20 protein-coding genes and 1 tRNA gene are annotated in these 18906 nt (G+C 43.4%); 15 read left to right on the forward strand and 6 right to left on the reverse strand.

Going from position 1 to position 18906, the window contains the following annotated elements; translation table 11 throughout:
* Positions 1–53 precede the first annotated feature (53 nt).
* From C6P39_RS22430 to ilvC, 8 genes are all read left to right on the forward strand, one after another.
* Positions 54–1637, forward strand: coding sequence for an ABC transporter substrate-binding protein (locus tag C6P39_RS22430; RefSeq protein ID WP_104805258.1), 1584 nt, complete (start codon positions 54–56; stop codon positions 1635–1637).
* A 19-nt stretch (positions 1638–1656) separates the two neighbouring features.
* Positions 1657–3267, forward strand: coding sequence for a nickel ABC transporter ATP-binding protein NikE (nikE, locus tag C6P39_RS22435; protein ID WP_104805259.1), 1611 nt, complete (start codon positions 1657–1659; stop codon positions 3265–3267).
* Positions 3268–3441: 174 nt separating this feature from the next.
* Positions 3442–4221 carry a GDSL-type esterase/lipase family protein gene (locus C6P39_RS22440; RefSeq protein ID WP_104805260.1) on the forward strand — a complete coding sequence of 260 codons (780 nt, stop codon included), beginning with the start codon at positions 3442–3444 and terminating at the stop codon, positions 4219–4221.
* Position 4222: 1 nt separating this feature from the next.
* Positions 4223–4693 carry a DUF4358 domain-containing protein gene (locus C6P39_RS22445; protein ID WP_104805261.1) on the forward strand — a complete coding sequence of 157 codons (471 nt, stop codon included), beginning with the start codon at positions 4223–4225 and terminating at the stop codon, positions 4691–4693.
* Positions 4694–4767: 74 nt separating this feature from the next.
* Positions 4768–6159: an MBOAT family O-acyltransferase gene (locus C6P39_RS22450; protein WP_104805262.1), complete on the forward strand. Its 1392-nt coding sequence runs from the start codon at positions 4768–4770 to the stop codon at positions 6157–6159.
* Positions 6160–6249: 90 nt separating this feature from the next.
* Positions 6250–7410: a DHHW family protein gene (locus C6P39_RS22455; RefSeq protein ID WP_104805263.1), complete on the forward strand. Its 1161-nt coding sequence runs from the start codon at positions 6250–6252 to the stop codon at positions 7408–7410.
* Between the two features lie 344 nt (positions 7411–7754).
* Entirely contained in the window at positions 7755–8267 is a 513-nt protein-coding gene (gene ilvN, locus C6P39_RS22460) for an acetolactate synthase small subunit (RefSeq protein WP_095175877.1), read from the forward strand.
* A gap of 71 nt (positions 8268–8338) precedes the next feature.
* Positions 8339–9352 carry a ketol-acid reductoisomerase gene (gene ilvC, locus C6P39_RS22465; RefSeq protein ID WP_095175878.1) on the forward strand — a complete coding sequence of 338 codons (1014 nt, stop codon included), beginning with the start codon at positions 8339–8341 and terminating at the stop codon, positions 9350–9352.
* Between the two features lie 69 nt (positions 9353–9421).
* Here ilvC and C6P39_RS22470 read toward each other — a convergent pair whose 3' ends face one another.
* Positions 9422–10318, reverse strand: coding sequence for a LysR family transcriptional regulator (locus C6P39_RS22470; protein WP_104805264.1), 897 nt, complete (start codon positions 10316–10318; stop codon positions 9422–9424).
* Positions 10319–10529: 211 nt separating this feature from the next.
* On the opposite strand from C6P39_RS22470, the gene leuC reads away from it, so the two are divergent.
* From leuC to C6P39_RS22505, 7 genes are all read left to right on the forward strand, one after another.
* On the forward strand, positions 10530–11798 hold the full coding sequence (gene leuC / locus C6P39_RS22475; protein WP_104805265.1) for a 3-isopropylmalate dehydratase large subunit: 1269 nt from the start codon (positions 10530–10532) through the stop codon (positions 11796–11798).
* Positions 11799–11812: 14 nt separating this feature from the next.
* The gene (leuD, locus tag C6P39_RS22480; RefSeq protein ID WP_095175881.1) at positions 11813–12301 is read left to right on the forward strand and encodes a 3-isopropylmalate dehydratase small subunit; all 489 of its coding nucleotides are present in this window, start codon (positions 11813–11815) and stop codon (positions 12299–12301) included.
* Between the two features lie 500 nt (positions 12302–12801).
* Complete coding sequence (locus C6P39_RS22485) at positions 12802–13266, forward strand: NUDIX domain-containing protein (protein WP_104805266.1); 465 nt, start codon at positions 12802–12804, stop codon at positions 13264–13266.
* Between the two features lie 433 nt (positions 13267–13699).
* Complete coding sequence (locus C6P39_RS22490) at positions 13700–14047, forward strand: sporulation initiation factor Spo0A C-terminal domain-containing protein (RefSeq protein ID WP_095175883.1); 348 nt, start codon at positions 13700–13702, stop codon at positions 14045–14047.
* Positions 14048–14796: 749 nt separating this feature from the next.
* Positions 14797–15159, forward strand: a complete 363-nt coding sequence (locus C6P39_RS22495; RefSeq protein ID WP_104805267.1) for a PadR family transcriptional regulator — start codon at positions 14797–14799, stop codon at positions 15157–15159.
* Position 15160: 1 nt separating this feature from the next.
* Positions 15161–15589 (forward strand): DUF6120 family protein, encoded by a 429-nt coding sequence (locus C6P39_RS22500; RefSeq protein WP_104805268.1) that lies wholly within the window; start codon positions 15161–15163, stop codon positions 15587–15589.
* Positions 15576–16058, forward strand: a complete 483-nt coding sequence (locus tag C6P39_RS22505; RefSeq protein WP_104805269.1) for a hypothetical protein — start codon at positions 15576–15578, stop codon at positions 16056–16058. The genes C6P39_RS22500 and C6P39_RS22505 overlap by 14 nt, the downstream gene beginning before the upstream one ends.
* Before the next feature lie 140 nt (positions 16059–16198).
* Here C6P39_RS22505 and C6P39_RS22510 read toward each other — a convergent pair whose 3' ends face one another.
* From C6P39_RS22510 to C6P39_RS22535, 5 genes are all read right to left on the reverse strand, one after another.
* Positions 16199–16840, reverse strand: a complete 642-nt coding sequence (locus tag C6P39_RS22510) for a DUF3298 and DUF4163 domain-containing protein (protein WP_104806023.1) — start codon at positions 16838–16840, stop codon at positions 16199–16201.
* 5 nt (positions 16841–16845) lie between these two features.
* The gene (locus C6P39_RS22515) at positions 16846–17322 is read right to left on the reverse strand and encodes a TspO/MBR family protein (protein WP_104805270.1); all 477 of its coding nucleotides are present in this window, start codon (positions 17320–17322) and stop codon (positions 16846–16848) included.
* A gap of 78 nt (positions 17323–17400) precedes the next feature.
* Positions 17401–17580: a DUF6774 domain-containing protein gene (locus C6P39_RS22520; protein ID WP_167398051.1), complete on the reverse strand. Its 180-nt coding sequence runs from the start codon at positions 17578–17580 to the stop codon at positions 17401–17403.
* 567 nt (positions 17581–18147) lie between these two features.
* A tRNA-Pro gene (locus tag C6P39_RS22530) sits at positions 18148–18221 on the reverse strand.
* A 225-nt stretch (positions 18222–18446) separates the two neighbouring features.
* A complete protein-coding gene (locus C6P39_RS22535; protein ID WP_095175892.1) occupies positions 18447–18839 on the reverse strand; it encodes a pyridoxamine 5'-phosphate oxidase family protein in 393 nt (130 codons plus the stop codon).
* Positions 18840–18906 lie beyond the last annotated feature (67 nt).

The following is an 18906-nucleotide window of genomic DNA, read 5'->3' on the forward strand; positions in this document are numbered from 1 at the left end:
CAGCCGCTGCCGGTCATCCGGCGGCTTGGCAATAAAAGCAAAGGAGAACAGACATGAAGAAAAAAATACTGACATTACTTTTGGCGGCGTCCATGACCGCCGCACTGCTGGCAGGCTGCGGAAGCGGAGACGGTAAGGAAAAAGGGGACACCAAGACAGAGGCATCAGATAAGGAACAGGATGGAAAGACTCTTGTTTACGGAAGCGGTGATTATACAAACATCAATCCTGCGCTCTATGAACATGGAGAGATCAACTCTCTGATCTTTGCAGGACTGACCGCTCATGATGCGGAGGACAAAGTAGTGCCTGCCCTTGCAGAGAGCTGGGAGTGGGATGAAGCTTCCAAGACCTATACCTTTTTTCTGAGAAAAGATGTAAAATTCCATGACGGCGAGACCTTTACATCTGCGGATGTGAAGTTTACGCTGGATACCATCATGGATCCTGACAATGCCTCTGAGATCGCATCCAATTATGAGGATATCACCAGCATTGAGACACCGGACGACAGCACGGTGAAAATCACCCTGACAGCACCTAATGTAGCCATGCTGGATTACCTTACCATCGGTATCCTGCCCAAACATCTTCTGGAGGGAAAAGACATTGTGACAGATGATTTCAACCGGAATCCGGTGGGCTGCGGTCCCTACAAACTGGTTTCCTGGGATGAAGGGCAGAGTATCACCCTTGAGAAATTCGACGACTTTTATCTGGGAGCGCCTAAGATTGACAAGGTAGTCTTCAAAATTGTGGAGGATACCCAGGCAAGAGCCCTTCAGTTAAAATCCGGAGAGCTGGATTTGGCACAGATAACCCCAAAAGACGCAGAGCAGTTTGAAAATGCGGACGGATTTGTTGTGGATATTATGAAAACGGCAGATTACAGAGGGATCCTTTATAATTTCGGAAGCGAATTCTTTGGAAAACACAGAGAGCTGCCCAATATCTTAAGCTATGCCATTGACCGTCAGTCTATTGTGGACAGCGTGCTTTTGGGTCATGGCGAGACGGCATACTCTCCGCTGCAGATGGGACCGTACAACAATCCTGACATTGAAAAATATGAGTACAACCCGGAAAAGGCAAAACAGCTTTTGGAAGAGAATGGCTGGACCATGGGCAGTGACGGCTATTATGAAAAAGACGGGGAGCAGCTTGCGTTTACCATCTCCAACGGGCAGGGAGACCAGGTTCGTATTGATATGTCAAATATCTGTGCCCAGAATTTCCAGGACATTGGTGTAAACTGCAAAGTGGAAGTGGTGGCAGAGACAGACTGGGCAAACCAGGATGCATACCTGATTGGATGGGGAAGCCCCTTTGACCCGGATGACCACACCTATAAAGTGTTCGGCACGGATAAAGGCGCCAACTACAGCAGTTATTCCAATGCGAAAGTGGATGAACTTCTGCAGCAGGCCAGAGAACTGGAGACACAGGAAGAGAGACTTCCGCTGTACAAGGAATTTCAGACGGAACTATCCAAAGATCTTCCTTATACCTTTATCGCATATATTGATGCCATGTATGTTTCCAAGGACAACATTACCGGACTGACAAAGGATACCGTTCTCGGACATCACGGCGTGGGCATCTTCTGGAACATTTACGACTGGGACATCACGGAATAAATATAAGAGAGAGATTATTATGGAGACATTATTGGAAATCCGCGGCCTGTCCGTTACCTTTCAGGACAAGGAGGGGACCCGGGCTGCAAGGCAGGTAAACCTCCGTCTTGATAAGGGCGAGATGGCAGCCCTTGTAGGGGAATCCGGTTCGGGAAAAACCGTACTGTGCAAAACCATATTACAACTGCTCGGGGAGAAGACCCGCGTGGAAAACGGTGAGATTTTGTACCGGGGCAGCAATATTTTAGAATATACGGAAAAGCAGATGCAGAAATTCCGCGGCAAGGAAATTTCCATGGTGTTCCAGGACCCTTACCTGTCCCTTAACCCCACGATTTCCATCGGAAAACAGATCATGGAGACCATTCTCCTTCATGAAAAGCTATCCAAAAAAGAGGCAAAAGCCAGAACGCTGGAACTTTTAGAACTCACCGGGTTTGACCATTGTGAAAAGCGCTTCTCCCAGTATCCCCACCAGTTTTCCGGCGGTATGCGGCAGAGGGCGGCCATTGCCATAGCCCTTGCCTGCAGACCGGGTCTTTTGCTGGCAGATGAGCCTACCACTGCATTGGATGTGGATACCCAGCAGCAGATCATGGAGCTTTTAGCAAAGATAAGAAAAGAGACAGGGGTTGCCATCCTGTTTATCACCCACGACCTGGGGCTGGTGGAAAATGTGGCGGACAGGGTTTATGTGATGTATCAGGGTGAGATCGTGGAGAGCGGCAGTGTCAGCGATATTTTTCAGCATGCACAGAATCCTTATACCATAAAACTGCTGGGATACCGGAATTACGGGAAAGGCATTGGGCATACCCATGGAAAGATACATTTCCACAACGGGACACCTCATACCCACGGGGGTACCCATGACCATATGCATCCCCGTCTGGAGGGGGATATTTCCCATCCGGTCACAAAAGTAGAGGAGAAGTCGGTCCGGGATGATCAGGTGGTGTTGGTTCAGGAGCCGGAACCGGAAAAACTTATGGAGATCCAGCACTTATCCAAGAATTTCCGGTTGGACAGACATACGGTATCCCGTGTTCTTGATGATTTTTCCCTGGATATATACAGAGGCGAGATCGTGGGGGTGGCAGGTCCTTCCGGCTGTGGAAAATCCACCCTTGCAAGATGTATTGTGGGCCTTTATGAGCCGGACGGGGGACAAATTCTCTATCATGGGGATACTGCCCGTATTTACCGAAGACAGATGATCTTCCAGGATAGTTCCTCTGCCTTTAATCCACATATGACGCTGGAGGAGATCATCGGGGAACCGCTTCGGATACAAAAACTGTGCAAAGGCAGACAGGAAATGCGCAGCCGGGTATACTCCTTAATGGAGCAAGTGGAGCTGGACCCTGCCCTTGCCGGGCGTCACCCTTACGACGTGTCAGGAGGACAGCGGCAGAGGGCAGCCATTGCCAGGGCATTGTCTGTGGAACCGGAGTTTATTGTGGCGGATGAGCCTATTTCATCCCTGGATATTTCCATTCAGGCACAGATCATGCATCTGTTCAAAAAGCTGCAGGAGAAACATCATCTGACCATTATGCTGATCGCCCATGACCTTCCTATGGTCATGCACGTCAGCGACAGGATCATTATGATGGAACAGGGAACATAACATATTGGGAAGCTGTTACAAAAATCAGGCGATTTTGTGACAGCTTTTTTAAATATAAAAAAGATGGGATATTCACCTTGAACTTTCAGTTTTTAACGTCTATAATTTATTAAACGACAGGAATCGGGGAATCTGTCGAATAGGGGAAAAAGGACATAGGAATTGAAGGGAAAAATGAAAAAAATCAAAGCGTACATATCTGAAACCCGTTTATGGGTTTTCTTGGCAGTGGTGCTGATGATCATCATTGCTGTTGTTGTTATCTTCAAAAAGGCGGAAAATGCCGAAGAAATTCCTTATGAAAAAAACAGAAAGACCGTAGCTGCGCTGGAAAAAGCAGATATCTCGGAGACGGAAAATGCTCTAAAAGATCTGGAAGGCCAGGATGAACAAAGCGGCAGCCGGAAAGAAGTGCGGGATACGGTAGAGTTAAAAAGAGCGTTTCAAAATGCGGTAATACTGGGGGATTCCTTTTCCGAATCCATAGTGGAATACGGGTTTCTGGATACCGATGTGGTTCTCTACAAAAGGGGGCTCAGTGTAGGCCAGGCAGATGACCTGGTGGATACTGCGGTCTTACTGCGCCCAACTGCAGTGTTCTTTGTTTTCGGAACCAATGATATGGAAATCTGTGAGGGGGACAGCCAAAAGTTCATTGAAGCATACAGGCGGCAGATCGCACGGCTGAAAGCAGGGCTTCCGGATGCGGCTGTCTACATCAACAGTATTCTACCGGCAACGAAAGAGGCAGTAAAAGAGACCCCCAGTTATGCGTACTGCGGGCAGTTTAATGAGGCGCTCCAGGCCATGTGCCAGGAGGACGGGTACACCTACGTGGACTGTTCGTTTCTGATAGAAGGCAAAGACGGAATATATGAGCCAGACGGCATCCATGTGATCAAGAGTTATTATCCGGCATGGCTGTCCTATCTGGCGGATACGGCAGGATTATAAAATGAAGATAAAATTGGTGAAAGCGGGAACCCTTGTGTTTTTGGCGCTTTACCTTGGCTTTTTATGCACAAGGGGCTGGGCAAAGGACATTCCCATAGATGAAATAGCAGCTAAGATGGAGCAGGACGAGACCATTACCACCATGGAGAAATGCGGAGCAAGGGAGCTTCGCAGGTTCTATGGACTGGAGGTAAAAAATCTGGAGGGATATTTCTTTTATAAGGCGGAATCTCCCATGTCTGTGGATGAGTTTCTGGTTGTAAAAGCAGACAGCCCTCAAGGAGCGGAAGAGGTACTGGACAGGGCAGAAGTACATCTGGAGGAGCAGAAGAAGAGTTTTGAGGGATATGGGGTGTCCCAGACGGCCCTTCTGTCAGAGGCTGCAGTGGAGACAAGGGGCAGTTATGTGCTGTATGCATCGGGGAAGTATGCGCAGCAGTGGAAAAAGGAATTTTTAGATTTGATCAGATAGTGGACAGGTCAAGACGGAGACTTTGGGCCGCGTGAAGAAATTTCCGGGCGGTGTCCGGATAGGGGAGAGTATATATGTTGCTGAACAGTTTGTTTTTTATATTTGCATTTTTGCCGGTAGTACTGCTGATATACTACCTGCTGCCTGCTGCAGGGAGAAACCTTTTCCTTGTGGCGGCCAGCCTGGTTTTTTATGCCTGGGGAGACCCGGTTTATCTTGTTCTGCTGATATTTTCAGCAGTTTTCCACTATATCATGGGACTGCAGATCCAAAACGCGGTACAGGACAAACGGCACCGGAAAATGGACCTTATATTTGCCGCAGCAGTGGATGTGTTTCTGCTCTGCTTTTTTAAATATTTCGGACCGGCAGCAGGGATGGTAAACAGCCTTCTGCATACACAGATCGCTGTCAGAGAGCTGGCGCTTCCCATTGGGCTGTCATTTTATACGTTTAAAAATATGTCTTACCTTTTTGATATCTATTACGGCAGATTGGAAGCGGAGAAAAAATTTACGGATTTTGCTGCCTATGCAGTGTTTTTCCCTGTCATGACCGCTGGTCCTATTGTGCGTTATAAGGATATGAAGGAACAGATGAAAAAAAGAAGGGTGAACGCCCTGCAGCTTGGTTATGGTGCCAGGAGATTTATTCTGGGGCTGGCAAAAAAAGTGCTGCTGGCTGACACACTGGCTTCTTTATATGGAGATATCAGTGCCCGGGCGGGAGATATCACTGTGCTCACTGCGTGGATTGGCATGTTTGCCTTTACTATGGAAATTTATTTTGATTTTTCCGGTTACTCTGATATGGCCATCGGAATCAGCAGGATGCTGGGATTTACCGTTAAGGAGAACTTTGACTATCCGTATACCTCAAAGAGTATCACAGAATTCTGGAGGAGGTGGCATGTTTCTCTGGGAAGCTGGTTCCGGGATTACATCTATATCCCTCTGGGCGGCAATCGGGTGGGAATGGGTAAGCATATCCGTAACATCCTCATTGTGTGGTGTCTCACAGGGATGTGGCATGGGGCGTCCATGAATTTCCCGGTATGGGGGCTTTACTATGGGGTTTTGCTGATTGCAGAAAAATATTTGCTGGGCAGCAGACTGGAAAAACTGCCCGCATGGATGTCCAGGATCTATACCATGCTCTTTGTTATGGTGGGCTGGATGCTGTTCTCGCACAACTCACTGGGGGAAGCAGGAATTTATCTGAAACGGCTGGTGGGAATGGGAGCTTCGGGATTTGCCGATGGGACTACATGGTATTATCTGAAGACGAATCTGCTGATCTTTCTTTTGTGTATACCGGCCTGCGGACCCGGACTATACCGCTTTGTGGAGAGCCGGTTTCAAAATTCGACAGTGGGTTCTGCGGTGCTTTATGGAGTATTATTCCTTTTGGGTACAGCCTGTCTTGTCTACAGCTCTTACCATCCGTTTTTATATCTGCGTTTTTAATGTAACGGTCTGCTTTGTGAGAACCGTGATCTTTCAGTGACAATTTGAGAAATTCCGCGTGTGTGATGCAGCGGAAGAACGGAGTAATACATGAATGAAAAAAATAAAACTTTACACAGGAGGGCTGCAATTATAACCGGCTGGGTTTTTACAGCAGTCATTGCCTTTTTCTTTCTGGGAAGCCTGATCGCAAAAGACAGGACTTTTTCTGAGAAAGAAAACCGAATGTTGGAAAAAGCACCCGTGATAAATGCAGGACAGATCGTATCCGGCAGATATGAGGAGAAATTTGAGACTTATTTCAGTGACCAGTTTCTGCTGCGGGATATGTGGATCGAGATAAAAGCCGGGGTTGACCGTCTGACCGGAAAAGTGGAGTCCAACGGAGTATTTCTGGGAAAGGACGGATATCTGATCGAAGGTTTCACAGAGCCGGATGAAAAAAATCTGAAGGAAACCTGTAAAGCTATGGGAGATTTCGCCGCTGAACATAAAGATATAAAACAGTATGCCATGGTAGTGCCAAATGCGGTGGAAATTCTCTCTGACAAGCTGCCTGCATTAGCCCCGGCTGCAGATCAGGGAAAGTATCTGGATGCCCTTGGAAAAAATTTGGAGGGGCAGGGAATCACATTTTTGGACATGCGCGGTGTCCTGGAAAAGAACAGAGAGAAAAAATTGTATTACAGAACAGACCACCACTGGACCACGGAAGCTGCGTACCTGGCGTTTTTGGAGGCCGGGGAGACGATGGACTATAAAGGGACAGAGGTAAAGTTTGAGGCACTGCCTGTTACGGGAGAGTTTCAGGGTACATTGTCCGCAAAGAGCGGCTTTCGTTCAGGGGAGAAGGAGGAACTGGAAGTATATCTTCCAAAAGACGGTACGGTTTCCTCTGTTGTCAATTATGTGGAGGAGCAGAAAAAGACAGCCAGTTTTTATGATACGGAAAAACTGGATACAAGAGACGGATATGCCTGCTTTCTGGGCGGCAACCATCCGCTCATCCGCATAGAGACACCGACACAGTCAGAAAAGAAGCTTTTAGTTCTGAAGGATTCCTATGCCAACTGTTATCTGCCCTTTCTGGCGTCCCAGTACAGGAAGATCGTAGTGGTGGACCCAAGGTATTATTACGGGGATCTGGAGGAGCTGATGCAGGTGGAGGAAATACAGGAAGTCTTATATCTGTACAATGCGAATACGTTCTTTTCCGACACTTCTTTACAGATGGTTCTCAAAGGCGGCTGAGAATCTTTTTCGTCTCTGTTTTCAGGCCACTGTACCGGGAAGCGTTTTCATGCCGGAAGCATGAAAATCCCGAGGCAGCCAGCGCGATATGGGGCAGAATGCTCCATATCTGTGCATCGCGAAGCGTGTTGCCGGAATGGAGTGAACAGTAACCTTTCTTCCCTTTCATGGACAGGAGATACGTTCAAATATAGGGTTTTAGCAGATATAGCTTTCAGTTATGATTTACATACTATTTAGTTATAACGCTTTAAATGCATTGACAAAAATTTGAATAGTTGATAGAATTACAAGAAAAGTTAAGCTGTTCCGTGAAAACGGGAGAGCATGGGAGAAGGTGCTGTATGAACAAAAGAATTTTATCTATTCTGGTTGAAAATACGGCCGGTGTTCTGAGCCGGGTCTCCGGCCTGTTCAGCCGACGCGGTTATAATATCGACAGTCTTTCCGTAGGCATTACAACGGATCCGAATTATTCCCGTATGACCGTCGTCTGCAGCGGGGATGAACTGATTCTGGAACAGATCACCAAGCAGGTGGAAAAGCTTGAAGATGTACTCACAGTAAAGGTATTGAAGGATGGACAGAGTGTCAACAGAGAACTGATTCTGGTGAAGGTCCGTGTGGAGCCGGAGCAGAGACCGGGTATTTCTTCTATAGTGGATATTTTCCGTGCCAATATTATTGATGTGGGCAAGGAATCCATGATTATCGAGCTTACCGGTACCAAGTCAAAACTGGAAGCGTTTATTGACCTGCTGGAAGGCTATGAGATTCTGGAGCTGGCAAGAACGGGTATCACCGGACTTTCCAGAGGTATTGATGATGTCTTCTACTTGGAGGAAGACGAAGAGTAATTTTACATACGTTAGCTAGAGAATGATTTTTTATTCCCTAAGATAAAACAATATGCTAGGAGGAAATTAAAATGGCAGTAAAGATTTATTATCAGGAAGATTGCAACATGGCACTTTTGGAAGGCAAGAAAGTTGCGATCATCGGTTACGGCAGCCAGGGACATGCACATGCTCTGAACTTAAAAGAATCAGGTGTGGATGTTATTGTCGGACTTTATGAAGGCAGCAAATCCTGGGCAAAAGCAGAGGCACAGGGATTAAAAGTTTATACAGCAGCAGAAGCTGCAAAACAGGCTGATGTCATCATGATTCTGATCAACGATGAGAAACAGGCAGCTATGTACAAAAATGACGTTGAGCCGAACTTGGAAGAGGGCAATATGCTCATGTTCGCACACGGCTTTGCTATCCATTTCGGACAGATCAAACCGCCGGCAAACATCGACGTTACCATGATCGCTCCGAAAGGACCGGGTCATACCGTAAGAAGTGAATATCAGGTAGGAAAAGGTGTTCCGTGTCTGGTAGCTGTACAGCAGGATTACACAGGAAAAGCAAAAGACAGAGCATTGGCTTACGCTGCAGCACTGGGCGGAGCAAGAGCAGGTGTTCTGGAGACTACTTTCAAAGTTGAGACTGAGACAGACCTGTTCGGTGAGCAGGCAGTTCTCTGCGGCGGTGTATGTGCACTGATGAAAGCCGGATTCGAGACATTAGTGGAAGCAGGCTATGCACCGGAGAATGCTTACTTTGAATGTATCCATGAGATGAAATTGATCGTTGACCTGATTTACGAAAGCGGATTCCAGGGCATGCGTTATTCTATCTCCAATACTGCTGAGTATGGCGACTACATCACCGGACCTAAGATCATCACAGATGAAACAAAGAAAGCCATGAAGAAAGTCCTGTCCGATATCCAGGATGGTACTTTTGCAAAAGACTGGATTTCCGAGAACCAGACAGGCTGCATGCACTTCGGCGCTATGAGAAGAAGAGAAACAGAGCATCAGTTAGAGGAAGTCGGAGCAGAGCTGCGTAAATTATACAGCTGGAACGATACAGGCAAACTGATCGAGAACTAAAAAAGGTCCGCCGGGAACAGGAGAATTCCTTTTCCCGGCGGTTTTGTATGAACAGGCTTTGACAGCCGTTTACGGCCGCTTACTGTTGTAAAAATCAATAAAATCTTTTACTGCTGTGGTCTGCTGCAGGTTATCCAGGAAAGCAAAGCCGATATTCCGCTTGTGGATGGGGAAAGGAAGAGGGATCTCAACCAGGGTTTTGGCGTTCAGCTCTTTTTCCACGAACTGGCGGATAACGCAGGCCACGCCCAACCCAATCTTGGCAAATTCGATCAACAGATCCATGGTGGATACTTCCAGCAGATTGTTTGTCTCAATGTGATGCATGGAGAGGTAGTCATCTATATACTGCCGGGTCATATTTTCCTTGTCCAGCAGCATTAAGGTGGCTGTGTGGAAGATATCGTCCTTGTGGTTGGTGCGCAGGGAGAGATTATCCAGATAGGAACTGGTGCTGACGAAAATATCCTCTATCTCTCCAAGGGAATCAAAATGGATATGGTGAAGCCGCTCCGGCTCCCCGATAAGACCCAGGTCGATCTTATTTTCCTTCAAAAGCTGCAGAGTGTGGTTGGTGGACTGACATTCAATGGTGATCTTTACGTGAGGGTGCAGTTTGATAAACTCCTGCAGATAAGGCAGCAGCATGTATTTGCAGAGTGTGGTGCTGACACCGATATGTAAATGTCCGATTCCTAGGTCATTTATTTTTTTAATGCGGGATTCCCCCATCTGCAGGGAATAGAACGCTTTCTGCACATAGTCGTAGAGGATCTCACCTTCTTCCGTGAGCTGGACACCTCTGGAGTTTCTGGAAAATAAAGTGACATCCAGGCTCTGCTCCAGCTTGCGGATAGATTTACTGATGGCCGGCTGGCTGATGTAGAGCTGCTCGGCGGCTTTGGAAATATTACCTGCGTTGGCTACTGTATAGAAAACGCGGTACAGGGATAAGTTTTGCTCCATTGTAAAACCTCATTTCTGTTTTGGCATTTGGCTCCAAATATTGTTTCGGTCTTCTCTGTGACCGGTAACTATATAAATTGGAGTTATGGTAGATATATTTAATATGTATTTCTATTATAACAAAAGATATGCTATGATAGCAATAGATGAAATCAAGGTAACTGTGAAACTACGGAACAGTTACAAATTAAGAGATCAAGGAGGAATACCCATGGGAATGACAATGACACAGAAAATTCTGGCTGCAGCAGCCGGTCTTGACAAAGTGGAAGCCGGACAGTTGATAGAGGCTGATCTTGATTTGGTACTGGGTAATGATATTACATCTCCTGTAGCAATTCACGAGATGGATAAAATGACTGTTAAGAACGTATTTGATAAAGATAAAATTGCGCTGGTTATGGACCACTTTATTCCGAATAAGGATATCAAATCAGCAGAACACTGCAAATGCGTGCGTGAATTTGCATGTAAGAATGAGATCACCAATTATTTTGATGTTGGTGAGATGGGCATAGAACATGCACTGCTTCCTGAAAAAGGTCTGACAGTGGCAGGGGATGTAGTGATCGGAGCAGACTCCCATACATGTACTTATGGCGCGCTGGGCGCTTTCTCCACAGGTGTGGGAAGTACAGATATGGCGGCAGGCATGGCTACAGGAAAAGCATGGTTTAAAGTGCCGTCAGCCATCCGTTTCCATATAGTGGGCAAACCTGCCAAATGGGTCAGCGGAAAAGATGTAATCTTACATATCATCGGCATGATCGGCGTGGATGGCGCTCTCTACAAATCCATGGAATTTGTGGGAGAAGGCATCAAAAACCTGAGCATGGATGACCGCTTCACCATCGCTAACATGGCGATTGAAGCAGGCGGAAAGAACGGAATCTTCCCGGTTGATGAGCTGACTGAGGAATATATGAAAGAACATTCCAAACGTCCGTATAAAGTTTATGAGGCAGATGTGGATGCGGTTTACGATGAAGAATATACCATTGATCTGAGCCAGCTGAAACCGACCATCGCGTTCCCGCATTTGCCGGAAAATACAAAGACAATGGATGAGATCGCAGAGGATGTTGTGATTGACCAGTCTGTGATCGGTTCCTGTACCAACGGCAGAATTGAAGACCTTCGCTGTGCAGCAGAGATTTTAAAAGGCCGAAAGGTGAAAAAAGGCGTGCGCTGCATCATCATTCCGGCAACGCAGAATATCTATCTGCAGGCAATGGAGGAAGGGCTTTTGAAGATCTTTATTGAAGCAGGTGCTGTTGTCAGCACGCCTACCTGCGGACCATGCCTGGGCGGATACATGGGCATTCTGGCAGAGGGAGAACGTTGCATCTCCACTACAAACAGAAACTTTGTGGGACGTATGGGACACGTGGATTCTGAAGTGTATCTGGCAAGCCCGGCTGTAGCTGCGGCAAGTGCGGTAACCGGTAAAATTTCCGTACCGGAAGAACTTGGATTATAGGAGGGAAGGAAGACATGAAAGCAAACGGAACAGTTTTTAAATACGGCGACAATGTAGATACGGATGTCATCATTCCGGCAAGATATCTGAATTCTTCTGATCCGGCAGAATTGGCACAGCATTGTATGGAAGACATTGACAAGGAATTTGTGAATAAAGTAAATAAAGGCGATATCATTGTGGCAAACAAGAACTTCGGCTGCGGTTCTTCCCGTGAACACGCACCCATCGCTATCAAGGCAGCAGGTGTAAGCTGTGTCATTGCTGAGACATTTGCCCGAATTTTCTACCGCAACTCCATCAATATCGGTCTGCCTATCATTGAATGTCCGGAAGCGGCACAGAACATCGAGGCAGGTGACGAAGTGGAAGTGGATTTCGACAGCGGGATCATCACCAATAAGACCAAGGGAACCAGCTTCCAAGGCCAGGCATTCCCTGAATTCATGCAGAAGATCATTAAGGCTGAAGGTCTGATCAACTATATTAACAGCCAGCAGTAAGAGGCTGGTTAAAGAACGGTTCATTTTGCGGAAAAAGAGCAGAATGGGCCGTTTTTTGCCCGCTGACATCCTGGCTTTTTGAATGACAGACGACAGACAAGGTTCGCGCTCAGGATACTGCGGGTTTTAGTTTGACGGAAATCAGGTGTCAGGTTGTTATATTAGTGGTAATTTGGTATTATTTTATATAGATTTATAGATTTATAGATTTATAGATTTATAGATTTATAGATTTATAGATTTATAGATTTATAGATTTATAGATTTATAGATTTATAGATTTATAGATTTATAGATTTATAGATTTATAGATTCATGGATTTATGGATTTCTAGCTTTCTAGCTTTTTAGATTTCTAGTTTTCTAGCTTTCTGCTGTTTGATTTCGGCAGTTCTGCATGTATCAGGTATGGGATCTTATGATTGAGACAAATCTCAGGAGTGCGTTTACGGGCAGCTGACAGACACATCCAAACGCTGCAGGGGAAAGGGATCACGAATATGAAAAAACAGACAAAATTTTATAATTCTCCGGATGCTCCAAAACCTAATCGGCCCATACATATGGGGGCAGTAGGTATTATAAGAAATAGCGAAAAGGTGCTTCTGGAACGCCGGGCAGATTCTGAAAGATGGGCTTTCATCGGCGGCGGATTGAAGATGGAAGAATCACTGGAAGAGTGTGTACAAAGAGAAGTCAGAGAAGAGACGGGCCTGATTGCGGAAGATTTAAAACTACTAGATATATTTTCTTATCCCTACAGAATAGCAGCTTACCCTGACGGAAATATTGTGCGTATTATCACAGCGGTATATGAGGTTTTCGTAAAGGATTTAAAGGAGTTGAAGTGCAGTGAAGAGTCCAGAGAACTTCGCTTTTTTGGAAAAAATGAGTTGTCTGATCTGACTATTGCAGAGACGCATCAGGATATTTTATTGTTTTATATCAAGCATTTTAATGACTGATTTGGTCTCGGAATGGAATTAGTTTAGCTTTTAAAGATAGGTATTTAATTTTATCCGGTATGTGGGATTGGTAATATCAATATATTGACTGTATATGAAAAAATATGTTTCATCCGTATAATAGATATTGACAAGACGATATAGAATGTGACATAATACCTCAAATACCAATCCCTCATAACCTTATATAAAAGTATCACAATATAATATCTCATATTATAAAACCTCACCTTAACTTAGAACTATAATTTAATAATATAGATGATTTTTGGCGCCCAAAAACTGAGCGCTTTTTTGTGATGTCATAAATTATAGAACAATAAAGCGAATACAACCGAATAAAATGATAATTTGTAGTATTTTGTAGAAATCATTACAAATCCTCATAAATGTTTTATGATAATGAATTATAACACGAAAGAGGAGGAGCTTTATGAACACAGAAATTGAGCTCATTAGAAAATTTAATATTACATCCCGATACAAGGGATATTATCTTTTGCCAGAGGCAATCCAGATTGCCAAAGAGAATTACGGATGTTGTCTTAAAATAACGAAAGACATCTATCCGGTACTTGCCCAGCGGCATGGTATCCCGTATAAGAGGGTGGAGAGAAACATACGGACTGTAATTGAAAAGTGCTGGGAAAATAACCGGGCGTTTATGGAAGAGATTGCCGGAAAAGAATTGGAGATTTGCCCGAGTAATGGTCAGTTTTTTGATTTTGTAGCTTATTGGATACTCAAGAACGATGCCACTGGGAAAGATAAATTTGTATAAACTGATTGCTCAGGTGTCAGTATAATGTGTTATTCCCCCGCTTCCATCAGTCAGAAATATAGACATTGGGCGGGGGATGCTTGTATCAGGAGATGAACTGCACCCGGATAAGGAATGGCCGTAATTATGAGGTTCTAGACAAACAGAGTATAGGGGCATGAGTATATATTTGTATAGAAGCAAAATAATAATATGCATAGTATTGCTGTTATATCGCTTGTTGTTGCGTAATGATTACCATAATTGCTATCTGTTATAAAGAAATTATAGCAATCGGATTAAGATGCAGGGGGCCTGATGTGGAAACAATTGAAATTCTAAGATAAAAAATCAGAATGAAGATAAAATGGAAATAGTCATGATGAATATGCATTTTACAATGTTTAATGAGCAGATAAGAAATTGCAAAAAATGTAAAATATTAACAAAAATACTTGAATAATATGGAATATAGTGTTAATATTATTACATAAAAAGTGAGCTATTACAAAAACGAAATAATTGTAATCTGTTATAATACGATCATTTTAAAAAATTGCGTTCAGATAACATACATGCTCAGCGAAAGGCAGGGGATAAAGGCACTAGCTACAGAATAGGGATCAGAGGTAAAAAGATAAGAGTATTATTTTATATAGTTTAAAATGGTTTTATTTAACATTAAGAGGGATAAAAAGACAGTGAAAGGAGAGTGATAGAAAGTAAGGAACGTATATTTTTCAATAATAATAGAGAGAGAGGGTGATTTGATGGGAAACAGTGACAACTTTAGAAAAGGTGTAATGGAGTTATTGCTTCTTAAAATCATATCTGAAGGAGATTGCTATGGTTACCAGATTTCCCAGACTATGAAGAAGTTATCTGATGGAGTGATAGTAGTGGCTGAAGGGTCTATGTATACTGCGCTTAATAAATTAGAAAAGAAAGGATGTGTATCCGACTATAGACGCAGGGTGGGAGACCGTCCGGAACGCATATATTATCATTTAGAGGATGCGGGTAAGGAAGAATTGAATAGATTGTTGATGGATTATGCTGAATTTGCAGAGGCAGTAAAAATAATTCTCAATTATACAGGAAATGAGAAAGCGCTGCAAAAGGATATTGTCTAATATGGGTTCAATACAGATGAAAAATAAATGTGTTAAAGAATACTATAAAAAGCTGAAAGAGCTATTCTTGAATATGAATTATACGGATGGGAAATATCTAAGAGATTTTAGACTTCATTTGATGGAATATGCTATAGTTCATCCGGACTGTACATACGATGAATTAGTCGAAGAATTTGGCACGCCTAAAGAAATATTCTGTGAATATGTAGGAGCGCAGGATCCAGATTATCTCATTTCTTGTATAAACAAAAAACATTTCAGAAAGTGGATGGGAACTGGAATAATAGCAGTTGGGATCTGCTGTGTTTTTATCTGGGCGTTGTTTTATTATAGTATTTATAAAGGAAGCAGGCATGATTCAATTAACAGAGAGGTAGTTATTATTAAAGACTTTGATTTGGAGGATAATGAAAATGAGAAAGAATAAGAAAATATTAGGGGTTTTATTAAGTGTATGTATGTTATGGTCACAAGTGCTATTAGTTTCAGCAACACCTGCGGATGTAACTGAACAAGTCGTAAATGTAGAAAGACAATATTTTGAAAATGGGGATTATATGGAGACTGTCGTTTCTGAATCTCCAATTTCTGTATACAGTAGTTCAAAATCCGGCTCAAAATCATCAACATATTATAATTCTGATAATGAAGCTCTATGGTATGTAGAAGTGGTCGGTCATTTTACTTATACTGGTAGCAGTGCAAAATGTACAGGTGCATCTGTGTCGGCAGATTCCTATAGTAGTTATTGGGGTGTTTCTAACCGTTCATCTAGCTATAGTGGAAATACAGCTACAGGTAAGGCAACAGGGAAGCACTACTTTGGCAATGCTGTAGTTGAAACAATAAATAAAACAGTTAATTTGTCATGCAGTGCTAATGGCACATTGTCATAAAATAGAAGAATAGGGTGGCTGAGAATTCTCTCAACCACTCTATTTTTATAGGCAGTTATTGGTGGGTTTTGAAAGCGCTTGTAATAGTTGATCCGAAGGAGTATGCAAACCGGAAAAGTTAGTAAGCCATTTGTCAGTAGTTAAAAGTTGACTGGAATATAAAATTCAGGTAATCCTGTAGAATAAGGCGCAATATCATACTGCTGATAATAAATGATCACCATTCCAGGCTGTATATAAAAACTGTTTGCATTGAAAGTATCTTGCAGAAGTGATCTATAATCTTCAAAATATATACCTGGGTTTGCTTTTAATCTTTCTTTGACTTGTTCTTCCATGGATTTTTGAAGCTGATATAAGGAGGCAGGGGTAAGTGGATAGATGTCTGAGAGACGTATTCTTTTCCCCGTGTTAAAATCCCAGGTATCGGAGGTGCGTATTGTTTGGCCGTGAGCACCGCCTGCATAGGTATAGGTATCTGTATATAAACTGGTGATGCATCCTGTATTATAGGTGATCTGATAAAGAACATCGAGCGTGTAAGTGGGAAATGGGCGGGGGCTTTTTGGGTATTTTGCGTCTGCTGCAGCCTGTGCATAAAGCACTTTCCTGCCGTATCCTTCGGTTTTTTGTGCCAGTTGAACATAATGATTGTTTATGGATTCACTGGCATCACCATTGCATGTGGTGGTAAAGGAAGGATAAGTGATTTTATATGTAAATACCGGTATCTCTTTATAGTACATGGTATCTTCTAAAGTATTTGTAGTGATTGTTTGCATCATGATTACCCCACTGATTTATTCATAATATATATCATAAAATTAAGATACGCCGCAAATAAGCACCAGATAAAATAAGGTATTTGTAAATAGGCTGCAGCAGGGCTGATTTTATAAAACTGATAAATCATAACAGCAATAAGAATGATTAACGCCAGCAACCATAAAAAGGCAAAGAAGTATTGCGATAAACCAAAGAAAATAATGCTCCAAAAGAAATTAAAAAGCAATTGTACTGCATACGTCCTAAGAGCATTGGATTTACGGGGGGACTCTGATTCATAAATAATATAGGAAGATATGCCCATTAAAATATAAAGTATTGTCCATACAATCGGAAAGATAAATGCTGGCGGACTAAGCGCGGGCTTATTTATGGAAAAATACATAGACCTGTTTCCACTGACCAGAGTGGACAAGGACCCAATAGCGAGTGGAATAAGAATGGAGATCACCAAAGCGCTTCTGTTATTTTTATTCATGTCCGTAATAGACTCCATACACCGGCAATTACTAAATACTATGCGGTTTTATTAATACTTATGAGAAGTGTTTGAACATTAATCGGTTTTCTTTATTTTATCATCACAACAGATTTCGTTGTGGACAAGGATAGTGTCCAAGGTATCGCCAAGTTGTGAAAAAACGGCAGCCATAACAGCTAGTTCGTCCTCCGTGCAGTTTTTGGAAAGGGTACAGGCTACGGAAGATACAAAAGCAACAAGTTCACATGAATTCATATATATCACCTCTGGTTTATTATTATGCAGTTACAAGGTAAGGTGTTATATTACAATATCTATTAGGCAGTCTTTCGAGCTGTATCATGCCTTATTTAAGCAGGTAGGAGAGCATCGGGTGAAGACGGATTTCCTCATTGTACAGGTCAATACCTGTCAATGCTTCGTAAGGTTTCGGCCTGTATAGAAGGGAGTTCCTGTGGATATACGGACGGGTCTCTTATCATCATAGGCAGTAGATAGTCTCAACTGTCTTGAAATATTCCTGCAGGCTTAATATATCTGCGAATTCTGGACTTGTGCCGCAGTAAGTTTTTGTCCGTATCAAAAAAATCTTTCAGTACAAGCAGATTATTCTAGTAAAATGAGGGATTCCCTGGCACCGGGTGGGTGCTATGTGATTTATCCCATTGGCGAGATATTTGAGATTTACGAAGAAATCAGGGGGCGGACGGCGGCTGCTCTTTCAAGAAAGGCATCTAAAGGCAATTTTAAAGAAACGGTTAAGAGAAACATAAAAAATGCCGGAGAACCGCATAACTGCGACCTCCAGCATTCACATTTTAATCGGGGCAACAGGATTTGAACCTGCGACCTCACGGCCCCCAGCCGTGCGCGCTACCAAGCTACGCCATACCCCGTAACGATTATTAATTATAACAGAATTTTTGGAAAATGCAAGAAAAAATAGAAAAAAAGTTTAATTTTTTTTATTCACATAGTATTTAAGGGAAAAACCGCACATTTTGCCCGGGCTTTCTGAGCCGTTACAGAACAGTTACCCCTGCAGTTTCCTGGACAAAGGACCGCAGATTCCCCATCTGCAGTCCTCCAATCTGGATAATACAAAAATACGGATAACCATCTTAGAAATGGATCACCCTTGGCTCATCCGTAAACGAGGCAAACGTAGCCACAGCGTCTTTCAGATAGAACACCTGCGTATTTCCGTCGCCTGGCTTATACATGGCTTGTAAGTCAGGGTAACCGTCCAGCATATGTTTTTGTGCTTCCACTCTGTCATCCGGTACCGCAGTAGCTGTGATGCGCAGCCAGTGTCCGCCGTCAAATGCGCAGATTTCAATTTGGGGATTTGCAAGCATTTGTTTGGAGACATCTTTTACTTTACCAGTCTGGATGTAAAGTCTGCCTTCAAATATGTCCACAGTTCCAAAAGGACGAACCCTTGGCTGGCCGCCCTCTGTGGTTGCCAGATAATACGTCCCGCATTTCTTTAGAAAATCATAAATTTCCTGCATAAAACAGACCTCCTTTGTAAGATTGACATTACTTTGCGCCTATACTAGTATTATAGCAAATGCATTT

It is taken from the genome of Blautia marasmi, assembly GCF_900258535.1.
GTDB lineage: Bacteria > Bacillota > Clostridia > Lachnospirales > Lachnospiraceae > Blautia > Blautia hominis.